This window comes from Kribbella sp. NPDC055110, assembly GCF_053607525.1.
The window spans coordinates 584,004-600,659 of sequence record NZ_JBSGTS010000002.1 but is presented as its reverse complement, the minus strand read 5'-3'; the positions used below and the strand labels follow the sequence as shown (position 1 = coordinate 600,659).

The following is a 16,656-nucleotide window of genomic DNA, read 5'->3' as shown; positions in this document are numbered from 1 at the left end:
AAAACCCATTTTTCAAACCGTCTGGGGGGCTTTTTTTTTTTTATATCTGCCTGTTTTTGGTGGGGGGGGGCGCGGCCCGGGGCCCTTTCGTGTGTTTGGGGGGGTCGTGGCCCCCCCCCCCCATCGACCGGCCGGCGGTCTTCTACTACGGCGCCCGTACCCAGGGCGATCTGTGTTTCACCGAAGAGCTACGGGCCTTGGAGGAACGGTTGCCGCAGTTCCGTTTCGTCCCGGCCCTGTCCGAAGACGAGTGGGACGGGGAGTCCGGACTGATCACCGACGTGGTCCGCCGGCTCGAACCGGATCTCACCGGTGCAGATGCCTACGTGTGCGGCCCGCCGCCGATGGTCGAGGCGGCGATCCCGCTGCTCGAACGGCTCGGTGTCGCGACGAAGCACATCTACTACGACAAGTTCACCACGACCGGCGACGCCGGTGACTCGAAGGTGCTGGAGGCAGGAAGCCGATGACCACCACACAGGACACACCTAAGTTCGAACGCAGTGTTCCCAAGCCGGTCTTCACCGACGCCGAGGCCGGCGCCCGCGAGTTCCCGGACTCGACACTGCGGCGCTACAACTACTACAAGCCGCAGAAGCGCAAGCAGAGCCACTACGAGGACGTCACCGTGGAGGTCCAGCCGGATCCGCGGCACTACCTCACCCAGGGTTGGCTGTACGGGTTCGCCGACGGGCGCGGCGGGTACCCGCTGGACTGGACCGTGCTGAAGGCGTGGGGCTCCGACAAACCGTCACCGCAGCGCGGGCCCGGGACCGGGGGTCTGGTCGTCAAGGACTGGCCGGCCACCGGCTGGCACGAGTTCCGCGACCCGAACGAAGAATGGGAGATGACGCTCTACCGGTACAACTCGAGCGTCGTCCGCCAGGTCACCCAGAACATCGAGGCGGCCAAGCAGTCGAAGGCGTTCGAGCAGTGGAACCCGAACTGGGTCCGCTTCGTCGAGCAGCACATCGGCGCCTGGATGCACGTCGACCACGGTCTCGGTCTGTACCTGTACGCGAACGCCAACCGGCGCGCACCGACGAACATGCACAACAACGCGATCTCGGTGAACAGCATGCACCGGATCCGCGCCGCGCAGGACCTCGCGCTGTACAACCTCACGCTGACGGAGGAGATCGAGGGATTCGACGGCAGCGCGCACCTGCAGACCTGGAACAACGACCCGGCCTGGCAGGGCGTCCGTGACGTCGCCGAGCAGCTGACCGCGATCGACGACTGGTGCGAGGCGATCTTCGCCGCGAACGTCGTCTTCGAACCGCTCATCGGTGAGCTGTTCCGCAGCCAGCTGGTCCAGCAGGCCTCCCCGCGCAACGGTGACTTCGTCACCCCGACTGTGGTCGGCGCAGCGGAGTACGACTTCGCCGAACGCGACCTGCGCTACACCACGGCGATGTTCGAGCTGCTCACGAACGACAAGGAGTTCGCGGACCACAACAAGGCGATCCTGTCGGACTGGCTGGGGTCCTGGACGGCGAAGTCCCTGGCCGCGGCCCGGACGCTGCAGCCGCTGTGGTCGCAGCCGGACGCCAAACCACCACGGTTCGAGGACGGTCTCGACCGTGTCAAGAACCGGTTCAGCGGCATCCTCGCCTCGCTGGGCCTCGAGGCACCGAAGGAGTTGGCACAGTGACCACGCTCAAGGCAACCGTCGAGAGCCCCTTCAAGTCGGACAGCACGGCGTCCAACCGAGCCGGCTTCACGCTGATGAACAACCAGGTCGGCGCGGTCGTCGCCGAGGTAATGAGCCACTTGGACAACGTCACAGTGACGCCGCTCCCGTCGATGATCCGGGTCGACGCGGTTGGGCGGATGGACGTCGTGTACGACGAGATCTCCGAGGCGCTCGGTGAGGAGCCCGGCTACTTCGACCAGGCCGAGTTCGAGGAGAATATGTCGACCCACTACGGGCGCATGATCCACACCGACGACCGGACGATCCTGGTCGCCAATCCCGAGGACGCGGCCGAGTACCTCGGCTTCGACCTGATCGCCTCCAAGTAAGGGAGGTCGGCCGTGTACGAGAAGAACGGTGAGAAGTACTTCGTGGTCGACAGCCACATGCACTTCTGGGACGCGTCACCCGAGAACTGGGTGCCGGGCGCGGAGCAGTACGCCAAGGGCTGGATCGAGTGTTTCCACGCCTACCAGAGCCTCGCGCCGAAGGAGACCCACTGGCCCATCGAGAAGTTCATGAAGTACTCCGAGGACGACCTGATGAAGGACGTCTTCGAGGACGGGTACGTGGACGTCGCGGTGTTTCAGCCGACGTACCTGAAGGAGTGGTACAAGGACGGGTTCAACACCACCGAGCGGAACGCGGCGCTGGGTGAGAAGCACGCGGGCATGTTCGTCCACAACACCCGGTTCGACCCGCGGGACGGGGACGCCGGACTGGAGGAGCTGAAGCGCAACGTCGACCGCTACGGTTCGCGCGGCGTCAAGCTCTACACGGCGGAGTGGAACGCGGGCTCACGTGGGTACAAGCTGACCGACCCCGCGGCGTACACCTACCTGGCGAAGGCGCAGGAGCTGGGGATCAAGAACATCCACGTCCACAAGGGCCCCACGATCTGGCCGCTGGACAAGGACGCGTTCGACGTCTCCGATGTCGACCACGCCGCAACCGACTTCCCCGAGCTCAACTTCATCGTCGAGCATGTCGGCCTGCCGCGGATCGAGGACTTCTGCTTCATGGCGACCCAGGAACCCAACGTGTACGCCGGCTTGTCGGTCGTGATCGGCGGACTGATGCACGCGCGGCCGCAGTTCTTCGCGAAGGTGATGGGCGAGCTGCTGTTCTGGGTCGGCGAGGACAAGATGACGTTCGGCAGCGACTACGGCATCTGGGAGCCGAAGTGGCAGATCGAGGGCTTCGTGGACTGGGAGTTCCCCGACCAGCCGGAGTTCGCGGACTACCCGCGGCTCGGGGTGGAGGGGAAGAAGAAGATCCTCGGGCTGAACGCCGCCAAACTCTACGACCTGAAGGTGCCGGACGAACTGCAACTGAAGGAGGCGACCCCGGCCGCGCAGGACGACTCGAAACTGGTCGAAGCCTGATGACGGCAGTCATGACCGAGCGGGACCGGGTTCTGGACGCGCTGGGCGCGGTCCGGGACCCGGAGCTGGACGAGCCGATCACGACGCTGGGTTTCGTGTCCACCTGCGTCGTGTCGGCCGCCGGTGACGTGGTCGTCCGGCTGCGGCTGCCGACGTACTTCTGTGCGCCGAACTTCGCCTTCCTGATGGTCGCCGACGCGTACGACGTGGTGTCCGCGCTGCCCTCCGTACGCTCGGTCGACGTCACGCTGGAGGATCATTTCGCGGCCGCGCAGATCAACGCCGGCGTGGCGTTGCGGGCCGGGTTCGTGGCGTCGTTCGACGGTGAGGCGACGGCCGAGCTGGACGAGTTGCGCCGTACCTTCGTCGCCAAGGCGGTGCTGGCCGGGACCGATCAGGTCTGCCGGCCGCTGGTTGCGTCAGGCATCGATCCGGCCGGCGTCGCCCGGCTGACGATCGCCGACGTGCCGCCGTCCCCCGCGCTCGACCGGCTGCTCCGGCGCCGGGCCGAGCTCGGGCTGCCGGCGGGTCCGGACGCGCCGCTGCTCGTCGACGTCGGCACGGGGGCGGCGGTCGCCGGTGCCGGCGCGGCACGGCACCTCGGGCTGGCCCGGTTGACCCGGACCGGCATCGAGGCCAACACCGGTATCTGCAGAGGAATGCTGAAGCACCGGTACGCCGAGTCCGGTGCGGGCGAGGAGGAACAGGGATGAAGGCCGTTCGACTGCACGGGTACCACCAGCAACCAGTGGTCGACGACGTACCGGAACCGGTCGTCAAAGGCCCGCTGGACGTCGTCGTCAAGATCGGTGGCGCCGGAGTGTGCCGTACCGACCTGCACATCATCGAGGGCCAGTGGGACGCGGCCATGCATCCGTCGCTCCCGTACACGATCGGCCACGAGAACGCGGGCTGGGTGCACGAGATCGGCTCGGCCGTCACCAACGTGCAGATCGGCGACACCGTCATCCTGCACCCGACGCCGACGTGCGGCCTGTGTCATGCCTGTCGTGCCGGGGACGACATGCACTGCGAGAACAGCACGTTCCCGGGACTCGACAGCGATGGAGGGATGGCGGAGTACCTCCTCACCTCGGCCCGCGCGTGCGTGAAGCTGGACCCGAGCACCCGGCCACAGGATGTCGCGGCGCTGGCTGATGCCGGAATCACGGCGTACCACGCGGTCCGCAAGGCACTTCCGCTGCTGCCGCCGGGTACGACGGCCGTGGTGATCGGCGCGGGCGGTCTCGGGCACATCGGCGTGCAGTGCCTGGCGGCGCTGACCGCGGCCCGGATCATCGTCGTCGACCGCAACCCGGACGCGCTGAAGCTGGCCGAGCAGCTCGGCGCCGACCAGACGGTCGTTGCCGACGGCAAACAGGTGGAGACCGTGCTGGAGCTCACCGGCGGCGTCGGCGCGAATGTCGTACTGGACTTCGTCGCCGAACAAGGCGCGGAGCAGGACGGCTTCGCGATGACCGGCCGCGGCGGGTCGTACTTCGTGATCGGGTACGGCGGACAGGTGCAGATCCCGACCCTGGACATCATCTCCACCGAGCGGAACATCGTCGGCAACATCGTCGGCACGTTCAACGAACTGGCCGAGCTGATGGCGCTCGCCCAGGCCGGGAAGGTCACGCTGCACACCCGGACGTACCCCCTCGACGCGGCCGCCGACGCGGTCGCCGATCTCGATGCCGGCCGCATCCGCGGCCGCGCGATCCTCGTTCCGTAACGACCATTTCCGGAGGGAACTGATGGCGAAGGAACTCAGATTCGGAGAGCAGGCGCGGGATCTGTTGCTGTCGGGTGTCGACCAGTTGGCGGACGCGGTCAAGTCGACGCTCGGGCCCAAGGGCCGCAACGTGATCCTGGAGAAGATCACCGGGTCGCCCGTCGTCACCAACGACGGCGTGACGATCGCCCGGGAGATCTTCCTGAAGGACCAGTTCGAGAACATGGGCGCGCAACTGGTCAAGGAAGCCGCGATCAAGACCAACGACATCGTCGGCGACGGCACCACCACCGCGACCGTGATCGCGCAGGCGATCATCCGTGAGGGCATGGCCGCGATCGGCACCGGCGGCAATCCCGTTCTGGTGAAACGGGGGATCGACCTGGCCGTCGGCAAGCTGGTGGAGCGGTTGCGCGAGGTCGCCCATCCGGTCGCCACCGAGCTGGACTTCGCCCGGGTGGCGGCGATCTCGGCCAACGACGACGACCTGGTCGGCGCCGCGATCGCGAAGGCGCTGTTCACGATCGGCGACGGCGGGATCGTCACGGTCGAGGAGTCCGCCGTCCACGGCATGGGGGTCGACTTCGTCGAGGGCTTCGAGTTCGACAACGGCTACCTGTCGCCGTACATGGTGACGGACCCGGGCAGCCTGCAGGCCAACCTCGACGACCCGTACATCCTGTTGTGCAGCGAGAAGATCACCAAGGTGCAGGAGATCATGCCGCTGCTGGACAAGATCATGCGCGAGCCGCGGCCGCTGGTGATCATCGCCGAGAGCCTCGAAGGTACGGCGCTCAGCATGCTGGTGCACAACCACGTCAACGGGCTGTTCCAGTGCGTGGCCGTGAAGGCGCCGGGGTTCGGCGACCGGCGGCTGCACAAGCTGGAGGACATCGCCGCGATCACCGGTGGCGCGGTGTACAGCCGGCACTCGGGGTTCAGCCTCGAGACGATGACCATCGACCAGCTGGGCCGCGCGGATCAGGTCCGGGTGAATGCCGACCGTACGGCGATCGTCGCGTCGGCCGGGCGCGAGCAGGAGGTCGCGTTCCGGATCGCGCAGTTGCGCGCCGAGCTGGAGCGCGCGACCTTCGGCGTCGACGAGGACGTGCTCACCGAACGGATCGGTTCGCTGTCCGGCAAGGTCGCGGTGATCCGGGTCGGCGCACCGACCCCGGCCGAGCTGAAGGAGCTCCAGCACCGGGTCGAGGACGCGTTGTCGGCCACCCGTGCCGCGATGGCCGAGGGCATCGTCGCCGGCGGTGGGATGGCTTTGCTCCATGCCGCGCCGGCGCTCGACGCCTTGAAGGTGAAGGGCGACTACGCGACCGGTGTCGAGATCGTACGGCGGGCGTTGCGTGAGCCGGCGTACCTGATCGCGACGAACGCCGGCTACAACGGTGCGGAGGTGCTCGAGCGAACCGGCCAGATGGGTGTCGACGACGGATTCGACGCGCTCGAAGGCCGCTACGGCAACATGCTCGAAATGGGCATCATCGACCCGCTCCGGGTCGCCCGCTCCGCGCTGCAGAACGGCGCCTCGGTCGCCGGCCTGCTGCTCACCACCAACACCCTGATCGCCGAGGAACAAACCCCATGGGGCGGCAGCGCGGCCCTGATGACCGAGTACGGCGCCCTGGACGAGGGCCTGCACCAGCCGTCCCCCGACTCCAGCACACCACAGTCACTAGGCCTCGGCCCGTCGGTCGGCTAGGGACTGGGATATCAGCCGGGCCAGCCCGCCGGCAGGAGATTCGCGCCCCAAATCCGAAGCCAGCCACCCACGCGCCTGTCGTTCGGGCCCCAAACCGATTTGGGGAGTCCTGCCTACCCGGATTGGGCAGTGGTGCTCCCCGGTCGGAGGGAAGAGCCTCCCCAAACCGGTTTGGGGAGGCTGGTCGGAGCGTCAGGTTCGGTTGGAGGTGTGAACTCGCGGCGCGGGACGCTAGCGCCTTGGATGTCAGCGGGGCCACTCCGCGGTGGCCCGGACCAGGGCGGTGAAGGCCTCTTCGGGCGGAGTGAGGATTCGGTCGGCGCGGCGGACGAGCGACACGTCGCGCTGCGGGGGAGCCGGGCTGATGTCGAGACATACCATGAAGCCGACCTCGACTTCACGGCGTACGACGTGTTCGGACAGGACCGCCAGGCCCAGACCTTGCTGCACTGCCTCCTTCACCGTGTCCGAACCCCACAGGTCCCAGGTGTCGACCTGATCCAGCCCCCACGCGCGCAGCGACTGCTGCTGTTGCCGGCGAGTCCCTGATCCGGGCTCGCGCAGCAGGAAGCGGCTTGTCGCGATGTCGGCGGCGGTGATCGGGCGATCCTTCAGCGGGAAGCCGGCCGGCGCCACTAGGACCATCTCCTCGGTCAGCACCGGTTCGCTGCGGAGCGCCTCGGCCGTCGGGGTCGCCGCGCACAGGCCGAGGCCGACCTCGCCGGCCAGCAGCCACGACTCGACCGTGTCCTCGTTCCCGACCCGGATCTGGCACGACACCTTGGGCGCGCGGATCGTGAACTCGCTGATCAGGCGCGGCAGCAGATAGGTGCCCAAGGTCGTCGTACCAGCCACAACGAGTTGGCCGGTGTCGAGCCCGCGGTACCCGGCCGTCGCGTGCTCCAGCCGGTCCAGCAGGACGAGAACCTCGCGCGCATGCTCCACGACGGCCGCGCCGGCCGGAGTCGGCTGCGTGCCGTGCGGGCCACGCTGGACCAGGCTCACACCCAGGCTGCGCTCCAGCTGCCGGATGTGGTTGGAGACGGCCGGCTGGCTCATGTACAGAGACTTCGCGGCTGCGGAGAAACTGCCTTCGTCGACAACGCGAACCAGGATCTCCAGCTGCGTGAGACTGAACATCGGCCGCCTTTCCTGCGAGAACGCGGCCATCGTCGCACAGCGAAGTGGTCGTCAGTACCTGATGCAGGCCGAGCGGAGGTCGGTGTAGAAGTTCCAGACGTCCGGCGAGCATTCCGGCGCGCCGAGCTGGGAGGCCTTGGCGCCCATGTGCGGCAGGTGCGAGTACGCGCCCACACCCGGGCGGTTCACGTGCAGCATGCCCGCCTGGAAGTCCTGCAGCGCCTGGAACATCAACGCCGGGTTCTGCGTGAAGATCGTGCCGGACATCCCGTACCTCACCGAGTTGCTGATTCGCATCGCGTCGTCGTACCCGTCGCAGGTGATGACGGACAGGACCGGCCCGAAGACCTCCTCCTGGGCGAGTTCGGAGTCCCAGGCGACGTCGTCGAGCAGTGTCGGCTTGACGAAGTACCCCGGTGTGTCGAGTTCCGCGGCCTCGCCGCCGGCGAGCAGTTCGGCGCCGTCGGCAACGGCCTGCTCGATCGCCCGGAGACAGGCCTGGTGGCGCTCGTCGTTGACGACCGGACCGATGTCGGCGTCCGGCTGGTCTCCCGGACCGATCTTCATGGCGCGGACGCGCGGGGCCAGCCTGGCGATCAGCTCGTCGTGTACGGCGCGGTCGACGATGATCCGGCTGGTGGCCGAACACCGCTGCCCCGATTGGCCGTACGCGCCGTGGACGATCGCGTCGCAGGCCGCGTCGAGGTCGGCGTCGGCCAGCACGATCAGCGCGTTCTTGCCGCCGAGCTCGAGCTGCGTCCGCATCAGACGGCCGGCACCGGCCCGGTTGATGGCCTGTCCAACGGATAGCGATCCGGTGAAGGAGATGCCGGCCACCCGCTCGTCGTCGACGAGTGCCTCGCCTGCCTCGCGGTCGCCCTGCACCAGATTGAGTACGCCGGCCGGCACGCCCGCGTCGTGGAACGCCTGGACGAGCAGGGCCGCCGTCAACGGAGTCAGCGGGGACGGCTTGAGCACCGCCGTACAGCCGGACAGCAGCGCCGGAGCGACCTTCCAGATCGGGATGGTGAGGGGGAAGTTCCACGGAGTGATGAGGCCGACGACACCGATCGGGCGGCGGAACGTCAGTACGACGGTGCGCGGCTCCTCCGCGGCGGTCGTCTCGCCGTTCATCCGGCGCGCCTCACCGATGTGGAACTCGAGAATCGCCAGCCCGCGGGTCACCTCACCGCGTGCCTCGCCGAGACGCTTGCCCTGCTCGCGGGTGATCGCCGCGGCGAAGTCCTCGATCCGGTCCTCGATCAGCCGGGCCGCCTTGGTCAGCACCTTGGCCCGCTCGATCGGCCCGATCGCGTCCCACCCCGGCTGGGCGGCCTCGGCGGCGTCGACCGCCGCGGTGACATCGGCCGCGACGGACTCGCTGAACTCTCCGATCACGTCGCCGGTGTCCGCGGGGTTGAGGTTCGGCCGGGTCTGCCCACCGCTGCTCGGTGTCCACGCTCCGTTGACGTAGTTGAGCAGGTGGTCCGCCTGGACCTTGAAGCCGAGGCTCACGAGAAATCTCCTTGCTGTGACAGCGATGCACGGCCGCAGGCTCCATCTTTGAGAAGCCACCGACCATTGTCAGGTCCCGAGAATGGTCGGTGGGTTCTCAAAGATGTCTCAGAGGGGTGCCGTCGAGTGACGCTGGGCGGGGCTCGGACGTGAGGGTCGTGGCGACCCAGAACGCGTCGTAGTTGTGGATGTACGCCGGCCGGCCCCAGGGCTCGTCGAGCTGTTCCGGCCCGGGTAGCACGCGGTTGATCAGGAACGGGATCTGCAGTTCGCCCAGCGCGCCGTGCGACCGCAGCGGTGCGTCGAGGCCGGTGAGGTCATGCCAGGCGGCGTACCGGCCCAGGGCCGTGCCCTTCTCGGCGAGAACCACGATGTCGCCGATCCGGTCCGCCGGCAGTGAGAAGGTGTCTGCGGCTTCTTCCCGGTTGCACACGGTCTGTACGCCGTCGATCGCCCGGAGCGCCTCGATGGTCGCGTCGAGCTCCGCGCCCGCGGGCAGGTAGACGCTGGCGAACGAGCCCAGCGCACCGTGGTGGACGGTGTACGGGTCCGTGATCGGCAGGATGACGCGTAGCTCGTCCGACCCCGGCTCGGCATCGGTCGAACCGAGAATCCGGCGTACCTCGTTCTCGACGAAGACGACGTTCGGCGCACCGGTGTCGTCGGTCTTCGCGCTCATGCCGTGGTCGGCGGTGAGGACCACGACCGCGCCGAGTGCTTCGAGTTGTGCGGCGTGCCGGTCGATCTCGGCGTACAGATCGTTGGCCGCCTCGGTGCCGGGGGCGTGCTTGTGCTGGATGTAGTCGGTGAGGGACAGGTACATCAGGTCGGCGCCGCGGGTTTTCATGATCTCGACACCGGCGGCCAGCGCGAAGATCGACAGGTCCGCCGAGTACACGGTCGGCAGCGGCCGGCCGACGAGCGCGAGGACGTCGTCGATGCCGTTCTCCTCGAGGTTCGCCTGGTCGGCCTTCTCTGCCGAGAAGCAGATCCCGCGCCGGCTCGGTTCGACGAACTCACCGGAGCCGTCGAGGCTGAGACCCGCCTCGACCACCCCGGCGCCGAGCAGCCGCCGCAGCTTGTCCTTCGCGGTCACGACGACGACATCGAGCCCTGCCTCGTTGGCGGCCGCGAACAGCGTCGGCGCGCGCAGGAACGACTTGTCGTTCATCAGCACTTCCGTGCCCGTTGAGGTGTCGAAGAGGTAGTTGCCACTGATTCCGTGTACCGACGGCGGACGCCCGGTCGCGATCGACACGTTGTTCGGGTTGGTCAGCGCAGGCATCGCGCAGTGTGCCTCCCACGAGGTGCCTCGCCCGCTGTCGAGTATTCCGGCGAGCCACGGCATCCGGCCTGCTTTGACAGCCTCGAGGTGATAGTCCGGCTCGCTGCCGTCGATGCAGATCACAACGACTGGCGCACCGTGCGTGGTGTAGGTCCGGTCGTTGACGCTAAAGGTGGTGGTCACGGAGCCACTCTCCAGCCCCGCACGTCGCACCGGGAACCCCGGATTGGGCTATGGACCGTATAGCTAGATGGCGCCCTCGGTGTTGATGAGTACGACGGCACCTTTCGACGGGCGGAAGTCGGTGGTCTGCAGGGCGGCCAAGGCTGCGGCGCCGCAGGGGCCGGAGGGGATGTTGTGGGTGTGGAGCAGGGCCTGGGCGGCGTGGGTTTCGTCATCCGTGACGGCGATTGCGGCGTCCAGGCCGCGGTGGATGGTGGGCCAGGCGGTGGAGGAGACGGTGCCGCAGTTGAGGCCCGCCATGATCGTGGGGGCCGACGTGTCTACCGTGATCGGTCGGCCGGCGGCGAGCGAGGTCGTGACGCAGGCGGCGGTGACGGGTTCGACGGCGAGGACCGACGTACGGCGGCCTGGAACACGGTAGTGCTCGATCGCGGAGTGCAGCAGCGATCCGACACCGGTCGGGACCACGACGAGTCCGAGCTCGGCCGGATGCTGTACGTCGATCTCCGCGAACAGGGTCGAATACCCGGCGACGATCCACCGCGGCACCTCCTCGTAGCCGGGCCAGGCGGTGTCCTGGATCAGTACGTCGCCATCACGCACACTCGCTGCAGCGGCCTGTACTGCGTCGTCGTACGGGAGCCCGGTGTCGACGACCGACGCGCCTTCGTCGCGGATCGCTTGCACCGGGGCCTCCGGCAGACCGGCCGGGACGTAGATTCGCGACCGGAGGCCGAGCGCCCGCGCGAGGTACGCCAAGGCTCGGCCGTGATTGCCGTCCGTCGCGGTCACCAACGTGAGGCGGCGTCCCGCGACCAGCGCAGCCAGTTCGGCAAACGTCCGTGCTGGTCCGAGCGCACGGTTGACTGCCCACGAGGCGCCGAGCACCTTGAACGCCGGCAGCTCGAAGCGGTTCGACTCGTCCTTCACCCACACGCTTTCGGCGCCGAGCAGGCCCGCGAGCGCGGGCACCTCGATCAGCGGCGTCGCGGCGTACCGAGGCATGCTCCGATGGAACTCCAGCGCGGACTCCCGCGTCCCCGGCGCGAGCCAGGACGCGGCGCCGGGATTCCTCGCCCACGGCCGCACAGGCTTCGTCATCGTCGGAGTCTCCAATCGCAGCGCCGGGAATAACTCGTACTGGCACGGACCGATTCATCGCAGCGCGTGTGACAATCAAAACAGAGCATGCGACCCCAGACCCGTGTCGCTGCTTGGGGAGGGACCGTCATGAGTGATGGGGAGCTGGTCAGGGAGTTTCGGACGCGGCTGACGGAGCTGCTCGGAGAGCCGCTGATGGTCGACGATCCGCTGGTCACGACGGCGCAAGCCGCCCTCCTGCTCGAAGTTTCGCCGCAGCGAGTCGCAGGCCTGATCCGGGCGGGGCATCTGCCGGCGCGATCCCGTTCGCATCGCCGGCTGCTGCTGTCCGACGTCGTACGGTCGGGCCTCGACCAGTGGATGTCGGTCGCGGAAGCCGGCGCGGTACTCGGCCTCGGCCAGACCGGCGTACGGCGGCTGATCGCGGCCGGACTGCTGACGGCGCACGGCAAAGAGCTGCCACTGCGACGCGACGACGTCGACGTCCTCGCACGCCTGCGCGAGGGGTGGTTGACCTTGTCGGCCGCCGCGACCGCGCTCGAGTCGGATGTCGACGAGGTCCAGCGCATGCTCCGCACCGGTCGCCTCACCCACACCCGTGACGTTGCCCGGCCGGTGTACCGACACGAACTCGCCGCCATACTCGCCACCCGCCTCCCCGCAGCAATGGAGGCCTAACCCACGAACGATCCCCGACCCGCCCCACGCCACCGCACGCACCACGCCACCGCCCGCACCGCCCGCACCGCCCGCACCGCCCGCACCGCCCGCGCTGCATGTACCGCCCGCGCTGCACGCGCTGCACGCGCTGCGCCGCCGCACCGCCGCACGCACCGCACGCACCGCGCCGCCGCACGCACCGCATCACCGCACCGCCCGGTCCGTCTCGCCGGCCGGGCCTGGCCGGGCGCGCCGAGGGCCTCCGCATACGAGGGGATATCCGATGGTGTTGTGGGTTCTCTGTTGGTACTAGAGGGGAGAACCCACAACGCCAGGGGATATCCGGTCTTCTGTCGGACGGGTGGGTGGGTGTTGTGGTGCCGGCTGGCGGGTTATGTGGGCGATGGCGGGATGTGTAGGAGGCCAGCGGTGACATAGCCCGCCAGTGCGCCGGGGCGGGTTTGGAGGTCGAGCGTCGTGACCTGCCGACGGGCTGACGTCGGGCTGCCCCGGCCCCCGGGTGGCCGGCTGGACAGCGGCTGGGTGATCGGGTTGATGGCACGGGTGCTCGCGGCGGGTGGTGTGCACGCTCGACAGGTAGTGCGCCGGTGGGACGGTGTACGCGCGGGCGCGTTTACGCTCAGGTGCACTACCTGTTCACTGGACATGTCCTGTCGAGCGTGCACATCACACCAAGCCCGGCACCGTCGACCACCCACGCATCAGCCACAAGAGCCCCTGCCGGAGGGGACCGGTGGGACTCAGTTGCCGTTGATCAGGTGGATGGCTAGGTCGGGGCTGAAGGTGCCGGCTGGGATGCCGGTGCCGATGCCGCAGTCGCCGTCGGAGTCGCCGGGGACCTTGATCCACAGCAGCATCTCCGCGCCGCCGCCGGTCTGGGCCGTGACGCCGAGCTTGCGGCCGGGCGGGTTGCACCAGTCGGTGCCCGTACCGTTGCCGTTCCGGCTGGTGTCGACGACGAACGGCTTCGCCGCGGACAGGTGGCTGTTGACCGCGTTGCCGTAGCTCACGGTCTGCGCTGTCGTGTAGTAGTTCGAGACGTTGAGCGTGAAGCCGTGGGCGTTCGCGAGGCCGGCGCCGTTGAGCCGCTGCGCCATCACGTCGGCGGCGACCCAGCCGGCGTTGCCGCCGTCGAGGTACGCCCACGCGTTCGGCGCCAGGTCCTTGAACTGCTGTACGGCGTACGTCAGCATGCCGTTGCGCTCGGCGATCTGGTCCGCGTTCATGCAGTTGAAGTCACCGAGGGCGTCGGGCTCGATCACGACCAGGGCCGGACGGTTGCCGACGGCAACGGCGAAGTCGTGGATCCAGGTCCGGTACGCGGCCGGGGTGCCTGCGCCGCCGCCGGAGTGGCCGCCGCAGGCGTCGCGACCGGGGATGTTGTACGCGACCAGCGCGGGCAGTTTGTCGGCGGCGTCGGCGGCCCCGACGAAGCTGTCGACCGACGTGCCGATCGGGTTGCTCCAGTTGCCGAACCAGCGCGCCATCGGCTTCGCCGCGATCGAGTTCTGGATCGCCGTACGGCGGCTGTCGTTGGGATTGTTCTTGACCCAGGTGGCCGGGTTCGAGTTCGGGTCGACGTAGAAGCCGCTGGTCAGTTGCACCGGGTTGCCGGTGGTGGCGGCGCCGGCGCCCTGCTGCGCGGGGAGGACGACGCCGAGCGTCAGGCCGGCCGCGACCAGGCCTCTGAGGATCCATCGCATGTGCTGCTCCTGTCTCGAGTTGGGGGGCGGACACTCCGGGAGCGCTTCCAGTTACTACCGCACCGATCGTGTCGGATCCGTCACCTGTCGTCAAGAATCTGTGCACCAGCGATCCGAAAGTTCACATCGGCCACCCTGAGAGCGCTCCCAACCAGCGACTCAGTTCGCGGCGAGCTTCTCGGTGGAGGTGTGGCCGGCTTCGGCGCAGCGGGTCAGGAAGCCGGCGATCAGCTCGAGTTCGTCCTCGGAGTAGCCGGCGCAGATCTTGTCGATCGCGCCATTCATCCCGCGGTACAGCTGGTAGACCGCCGCCGTACGCTCCTTGACGACGCTGACCGTCACGCGCCGGCGGTCGGCCTGGTCGCGGTCACGGGCGATCCAGCCGCCGCGCTCGAGCCGGTCGAGGATCCCGGTCATCGTGGCCGGATGGATGCCGGCCCGCCGGGCCAGGGTGCTCGGTGTGAGCGCCCCGTCCCTGGCGAGCACGTCCAGGCAGTCCAGCTCGGCGTCCTTCAGGGACAGCTGGGACCCGACCTGATGATTCAGCAGGGCGAGCTGGACCCGCAGGTCCCGCAGCGCGGTCCTGATCGCGGCGGTGCGCTTCGGCATACTTCAGCTCTCGTATCATCCGGGATTCAGATCATCTCGGACGGCAGCCTAACTCACGGGACGCGCCCGTCCGAGGGGTGCGGGCGTGAGCACCGGGTGCGCGCGCAGGTAGGCGATGAACCCCTCGTGGTCGCGGTCGTTGCGGACCGGATCGGTGAACCCGGCGAACACCGTCGTACCGTCGCCGCCGATCAACGTGTAGGCGAGCGCGGCGACGCGGTAGTCCCGGGTCAGGTCGAGCGGTTTCCCGTCGATCCGCACGGTCGCGGGGTCGACGCGCTGACCGATCGGCTTCGTCGTGTCGTAGGTGTAGCTGACGTTCTGCGACACCGCGAACGGAGCGAACTTCTCGGTCCCATTGGCCTGCGGCACCCACTGCGCCTCGAAGGCGGCGTGCAGCTGGGTGCCCGGCAGCGTGACCGTCAGGATCGGGTTGCCGTACCCGAACGCGCCCCACGCCTCGCCGAACAGCACCGTGCCGTCGACGTCCGAGGGATTGGTGCCCTTGGCAAACAACAGGTCTCCGGTCACCGCGTTCGACCCGGTCACCGGCTTGACCGAGATCAGGGCCAGATCGGCGCGCCCGTCGCGGTGCTGGTTCGCATCCCAGTAGGCGAAGTCCGCGGCCAGGTTGCCCATCGTGCTCTCGCCGGACGCGTTCGGCATACGTGTAAAGTCGGCGGTGACCCGGGCGAGCGGTGTGGCGTAACGCTTCTTGCCCTGCGCGGTCCAGTAGTCGGCGATGTACTGGACCTCTTCGTCGAGCGGTACGTCGCGGGTGTTGGCGTGATTGGTCGACCTGGTGAGTTCACGGATGACCTCGCCGGTGCGCGGGTCCAGCTTGAGGTTGATCTCGTTGATCAGCGAGCCGTGGTTGCCGGCTTCGACGACCGGCCGCGGTACGCCGTTCGGGTCCGGAACCATCATGTTGAACCGGCAGTGCCAGTGCCCGGTGACGATCGCGGCGATGTCCGGTGAGGCGTTCGCGGCCAGCTGGAACACCGGCCCGGACGGGTTCGTCCCCGCGTTGTAGTCGTTCCCGGCGACGCCGCCGTCGTGGATGTTGATGACGATCGCGTTGACGCCGCGCTTCTTGAGCTGCGCGGCGAGCTTGTTCGCCTGCTCGAGATCCGACAGCGACTTCAGCCCGGGCTGGTACGACGTCGATCCGGTCTCCGAACCGACCAGCGTCAGGTGGATGAAGGCGATCGGCAGCTTCCGCCCGCGGCCGGCGTCGACCCATTCGATGTTGTACGGCGGCACGATCGTACGGCCGGTGTCCGCGTGCACGATGTTCGCGGTGTAGAACCGGAAGTTCGCGCCCCGGAAGCGCTGTCCCGTCGAGTCGACGAAGTTGTCGTCGCGTCCGCTGACCGGGTAGGGCTTGCCGCGTTCCATGTGGTCGACGAGGAAGTCCACCGAGTGGTCGAGTTCGTGGTTGCCGACGGTGCTGAACTGCAGGCCCAACGCGTTCAGGGCCTCGATGGTCGGCTCGTTGGCGTGCGCGTCGACCTCGAACGGCCAGCCGTTGAAGTTGTCACCGGACGAGAAGAAGATCGAGTTCGGCTGCCCCTCGCGCAGCCGCTTCAGGTGCGTGGCCAGGTACCCGGCGCCGCCGACGGTCAGCTGGACGCCGCCCGCGCCGGTGATCACGCTGCCCTGGCTGGGCGTCGTCGGCTGCAGGTATCCGTGGAAGTCGGTGATGTTCAGCAGCTGTACGTCGACGTACTCCGAGTTGTCGTCGAGTGCGTGCGGGGTGGCGTACGCGACGTCGCCGACCGCGGTCGCGGTGGCGATCGCGCCGGTGGTGGTGAGGAACGTCCGGCGGCGGATCCGACTGTTCACGGCAACCTGCTTCCTGGCGGAGGGGGTGCGCGTCAGTGCGCATTATTGCCTGTTTCCGACATTA

General features: G+C 68.2%; 15 protein-coding genes. 8 read left to right on the top strand and 7 right to left on the bottom strand.

Annotated features, from left to right (window positions below):
• Positions 1–59: 59 nt before the first annotated feature.
• The 7 genes from ACWF0M_RS05920 to groL are packed head-to-tail and all read left to right on the top strand — an operon-like array spanning position 60 to position 6,530.
• Positions 60–470 carry a hypothetical protein gene (locus ACWF0M_RS05920; RefSeq protein ID WP_452234488.1) on the top strand — a complete coding sequence of 137 codons (411 nt, stop codon included), beginning with the start codon at positions 60–62 and terminating at the stop codon, positions 468–470.
• Positions 467–1,654 carry a hypothetical protein gene (locus ACWF0M_RS05915; protein WP_452234461.1) on the top strand — a complete coding sequence of 396 codons (1,188 nt, stop codon included), beginning with the start codon at positions 467–469 and terminating at the stop codon, positions 1,652–1,654. Before ACWF0M_RS05920 ends, ACWF0M_RS05915 begins: the two co-directional genes overlap by 4 nt.
• A complete protein-coding gene (gene mimD / locus ACWF0M_RS05910) occupies positions 1,651–2,025 on the top strand; it encodes a propane 2-monooxygenase effector subunit MimD (protein WP_410790141.1) in 375 nt (124 codons plus the stop codon). The genes ACWF0M_RS05915 and mimD overlap by 4 nt, the downstream gene beginning before the upstream one ends.
• A gap of 12 nt (positions 2,026–2,037) precedes the next feature.
• A complete protein-coding gene (locus ACWF0M_RS05905; protein WP_452234460.1) occupies positions 2,038–3,081 on the top strand; it encodes an amidohydrolase family protein in 1,044 nt (347 codons plus the stop codon).
• Positions 3,081–3,794, top strand: coding sequence for an iron-sulfur cluster assembly protein (locus ACWF0M_RS05900; RefSeq protein WP_452234459.1), 714 nt, complete (start codon positions 3,081–3,083; stop codon positions 3,792–3,794). Before ACWF0M_RS05905 ends, ACWF0M_RS05900 begins: the two co-directional genes overlap by 1 nt.
• On the top strand, positions 3,791–4,816 hold the full coding sequence (locus ACWF0M_RS05895; protein WP_452234458.1) for an NAD(P)-dependent alcohol dehydrogenase: 1,026 nt from the start codon (positions 3,791–3,793) through the stop codon (positions 4,814–4,816). Before ACWF0M_RS05900 ends, ACWF0M_RS05895 begins: the two co-directional genes overlap by 4 nt.
• A gap of 19 nt (positions 4,817–4,835) precedes the next feature.
• Positions 4,836–6,530: a chaperonin GroEL gene (gene groL, locus ACWF0M_RS05890; protein ID WP_452234487.1), complete on the top strand. Its 1,695-nt coding sequence runs from the start codon at positions 4,836–4,838 to the stop codon at positions 6,528–6,530.
• A gap of 246 nt (positions 6,531–6,776) precedes the next feature.
• On the opposite strand, the gene ACWF0M_RS05885 is transcribed toward groL, so the two are convergent.
• The 4 genes from ACWF0M_RS05885 to ACWF0M_RS05870 form a co-directional block, all read right to left on the bottom strand.
• Entirely contained in the window at positions 6,777–7,670 is an 894-nt protein-coding gene (locus ACWF0M_RS05885) for a LysR substrate-binding domain-containing protein (RefSeq protein ID WP_452234457.1), read from the bottom strand.
• A 51-nt stretch (positions 7,671–7,721) separates the two neighbouring features.
• Positions 7,722–9,185: an aldehyde dehydrogenase family protein gene (locus tag ACWF0M_RS05880; protein WP_452234456.1), complete on the bottom strand. Its 1,464-nt coding sequence runs from the start codon at positions 9,183–9,185 to the stop codon at positions 7,722–7,724.
• Positions 9,186–9,282: 97 nt separating this feature from the next.
• Positions 9,283–10,653, bottom strand: a complete 1,371-nt coding sequence (phnA, locus tag ACWF0M_RS05875; protein ID WP_452234455.1) for a phosphonoacetate hydrolase — start codon at positions 10,651–10,653, stop codon at positions 9,283–9,285.
• Positions 10,654–10,716: 63 nt separating this feature from the next.
• Positions 10,717–11,754: a pyridoxal-phosphate dependent enzyme gene (locus ACWF0M_RS05870; protein ID WP_452234454.1), complete on the bottom strand. Its 1,038-nt coding sequence runs from the start codon at positions 11,752–11,754 to the stop codon at positions 10,717–10,719.
• Between the two features lie 129 nt (positions 11,755–11,883).
• On the opposite strand from ACWF0M_RS05870, the gene ACWF0M_RS05865 reads away from it, so the two are divergent.
• Complete coding sequence (locus ACWF0M_RS05865; RefSeq protein WP_452234453.1) at positions 11,884–12,432, top strand: helix-turn-helix domain-containing protein; 549 nt, start codon at positions 11,884–11,886, stop codon at positions 12,430–12,432.
• Between the two features lie 743 nt (positions 12,433–13,175).
• Here the strand turns inward: ACWF0M_RS05865 and ACWF0M_RS05860 are convergent.
• The 3 genes from ACWF0M_RS05860 to ACWF0M_RS05850 all read right to left on the bottom strand — a co-directional run bounded on the left by ACWF0M_RS05860 (position 13,176) and on the right by ACWF0M_RS05850 (position 16,592).
• Positions 13,176–14,138, bottom strand: coding sequence for a glycoside hydrolase family 6 protein (locus tag ACWF0M_RS05860; protein ID WP_452234452.1), 963 nt, complete (start codon positions 14,136–14,138; stop codon positions 13,176–13,178).
• Between the two features lie 159 nt (positions 14,139–14,297).
• Complete coding sequence (locus ACWF0M_RS05855) at positions 14,298–14,747, bottom strand: MarR family transcriptional regulator (RefSeq protein WP_452234451.1); 450 nt, start codon at positions 14,745–14,747, stop codon at positions 14,298–14,300.
• A gap of 48 nt (positions 14,748–14,795) precedes the next feature.
• Positions 14,796–16,592 (bottom strand): bifunctional metallophosphatase/5'-nucleotidase, encoded by a 1,797-nt coding sequence (locus ACWF0M_RS05850; protein WP_452234450.1) that lies wholly within the window; start codon positions 16,590–16,592, stop codon positions 14,796–14,798.
• Positions 16,593–16,656 lie beyond the last annotated feature (64 nt).

Coding starts and splice junctions, on each gene's coding strand:
- ACWF0M_RS05860 (WP_452234452.1), bottom strand. CDS start 14,138: ATGCGATGGATCCTCAGAGGCCTGGTCGCGGCCGGCCTGACGCTCGGC.
- ACWF0M_RS05885 (WP_452234457.1), bottom strand. CDS start 7,670: ATGTTCAGTCTCACGCAGCTGGAGATCCTGGTTCGCGTTGTCGACGAA.
- ACWF0M_RS05915 (WP_452234461.1), top strand. CDS start 467: ATGACCACCACACAGGACACACCTAAGTTCGAACGCAGTGTTCCCAAG.
- ACWF0M_RS05855 (WP_452234451.1), bottom strand. CDS start 14,747: ATGCCGAAGCGCACCGCCGCGATCAGGACCGCGCTGCGGGACCTGCGG.
- ACWF0M_RS05865 (WP_452234453.1), top strand. CDS start 11,884: ATGAGTGATGGGGAGCTGGTCAGGGAGTTTCGGACGCGGCTGACGGAG.
- ACWF0M_RS05900 (WP_452234459.1), top strand. CDS start 3,081: ATGACGGCAGTCATGACCGAGCGGGACCGGGTTCTGGACGCGCTGGGC.
- ACWF0M_RS05870 (WP_452234454.1), bottom strand. CDS start 11,754: ATGACGAAGCCTGTGCGGCCGTGGGCGAGGAATCCCGGCGCCGCGTCC.
- ACWF0M_RS05895 (WP_452234458.1), top strand. CDS start 3,791: ATGAAGGCCGTTCGACTGCACGGGTACCACCAGCAACCAGTGGTCGAC.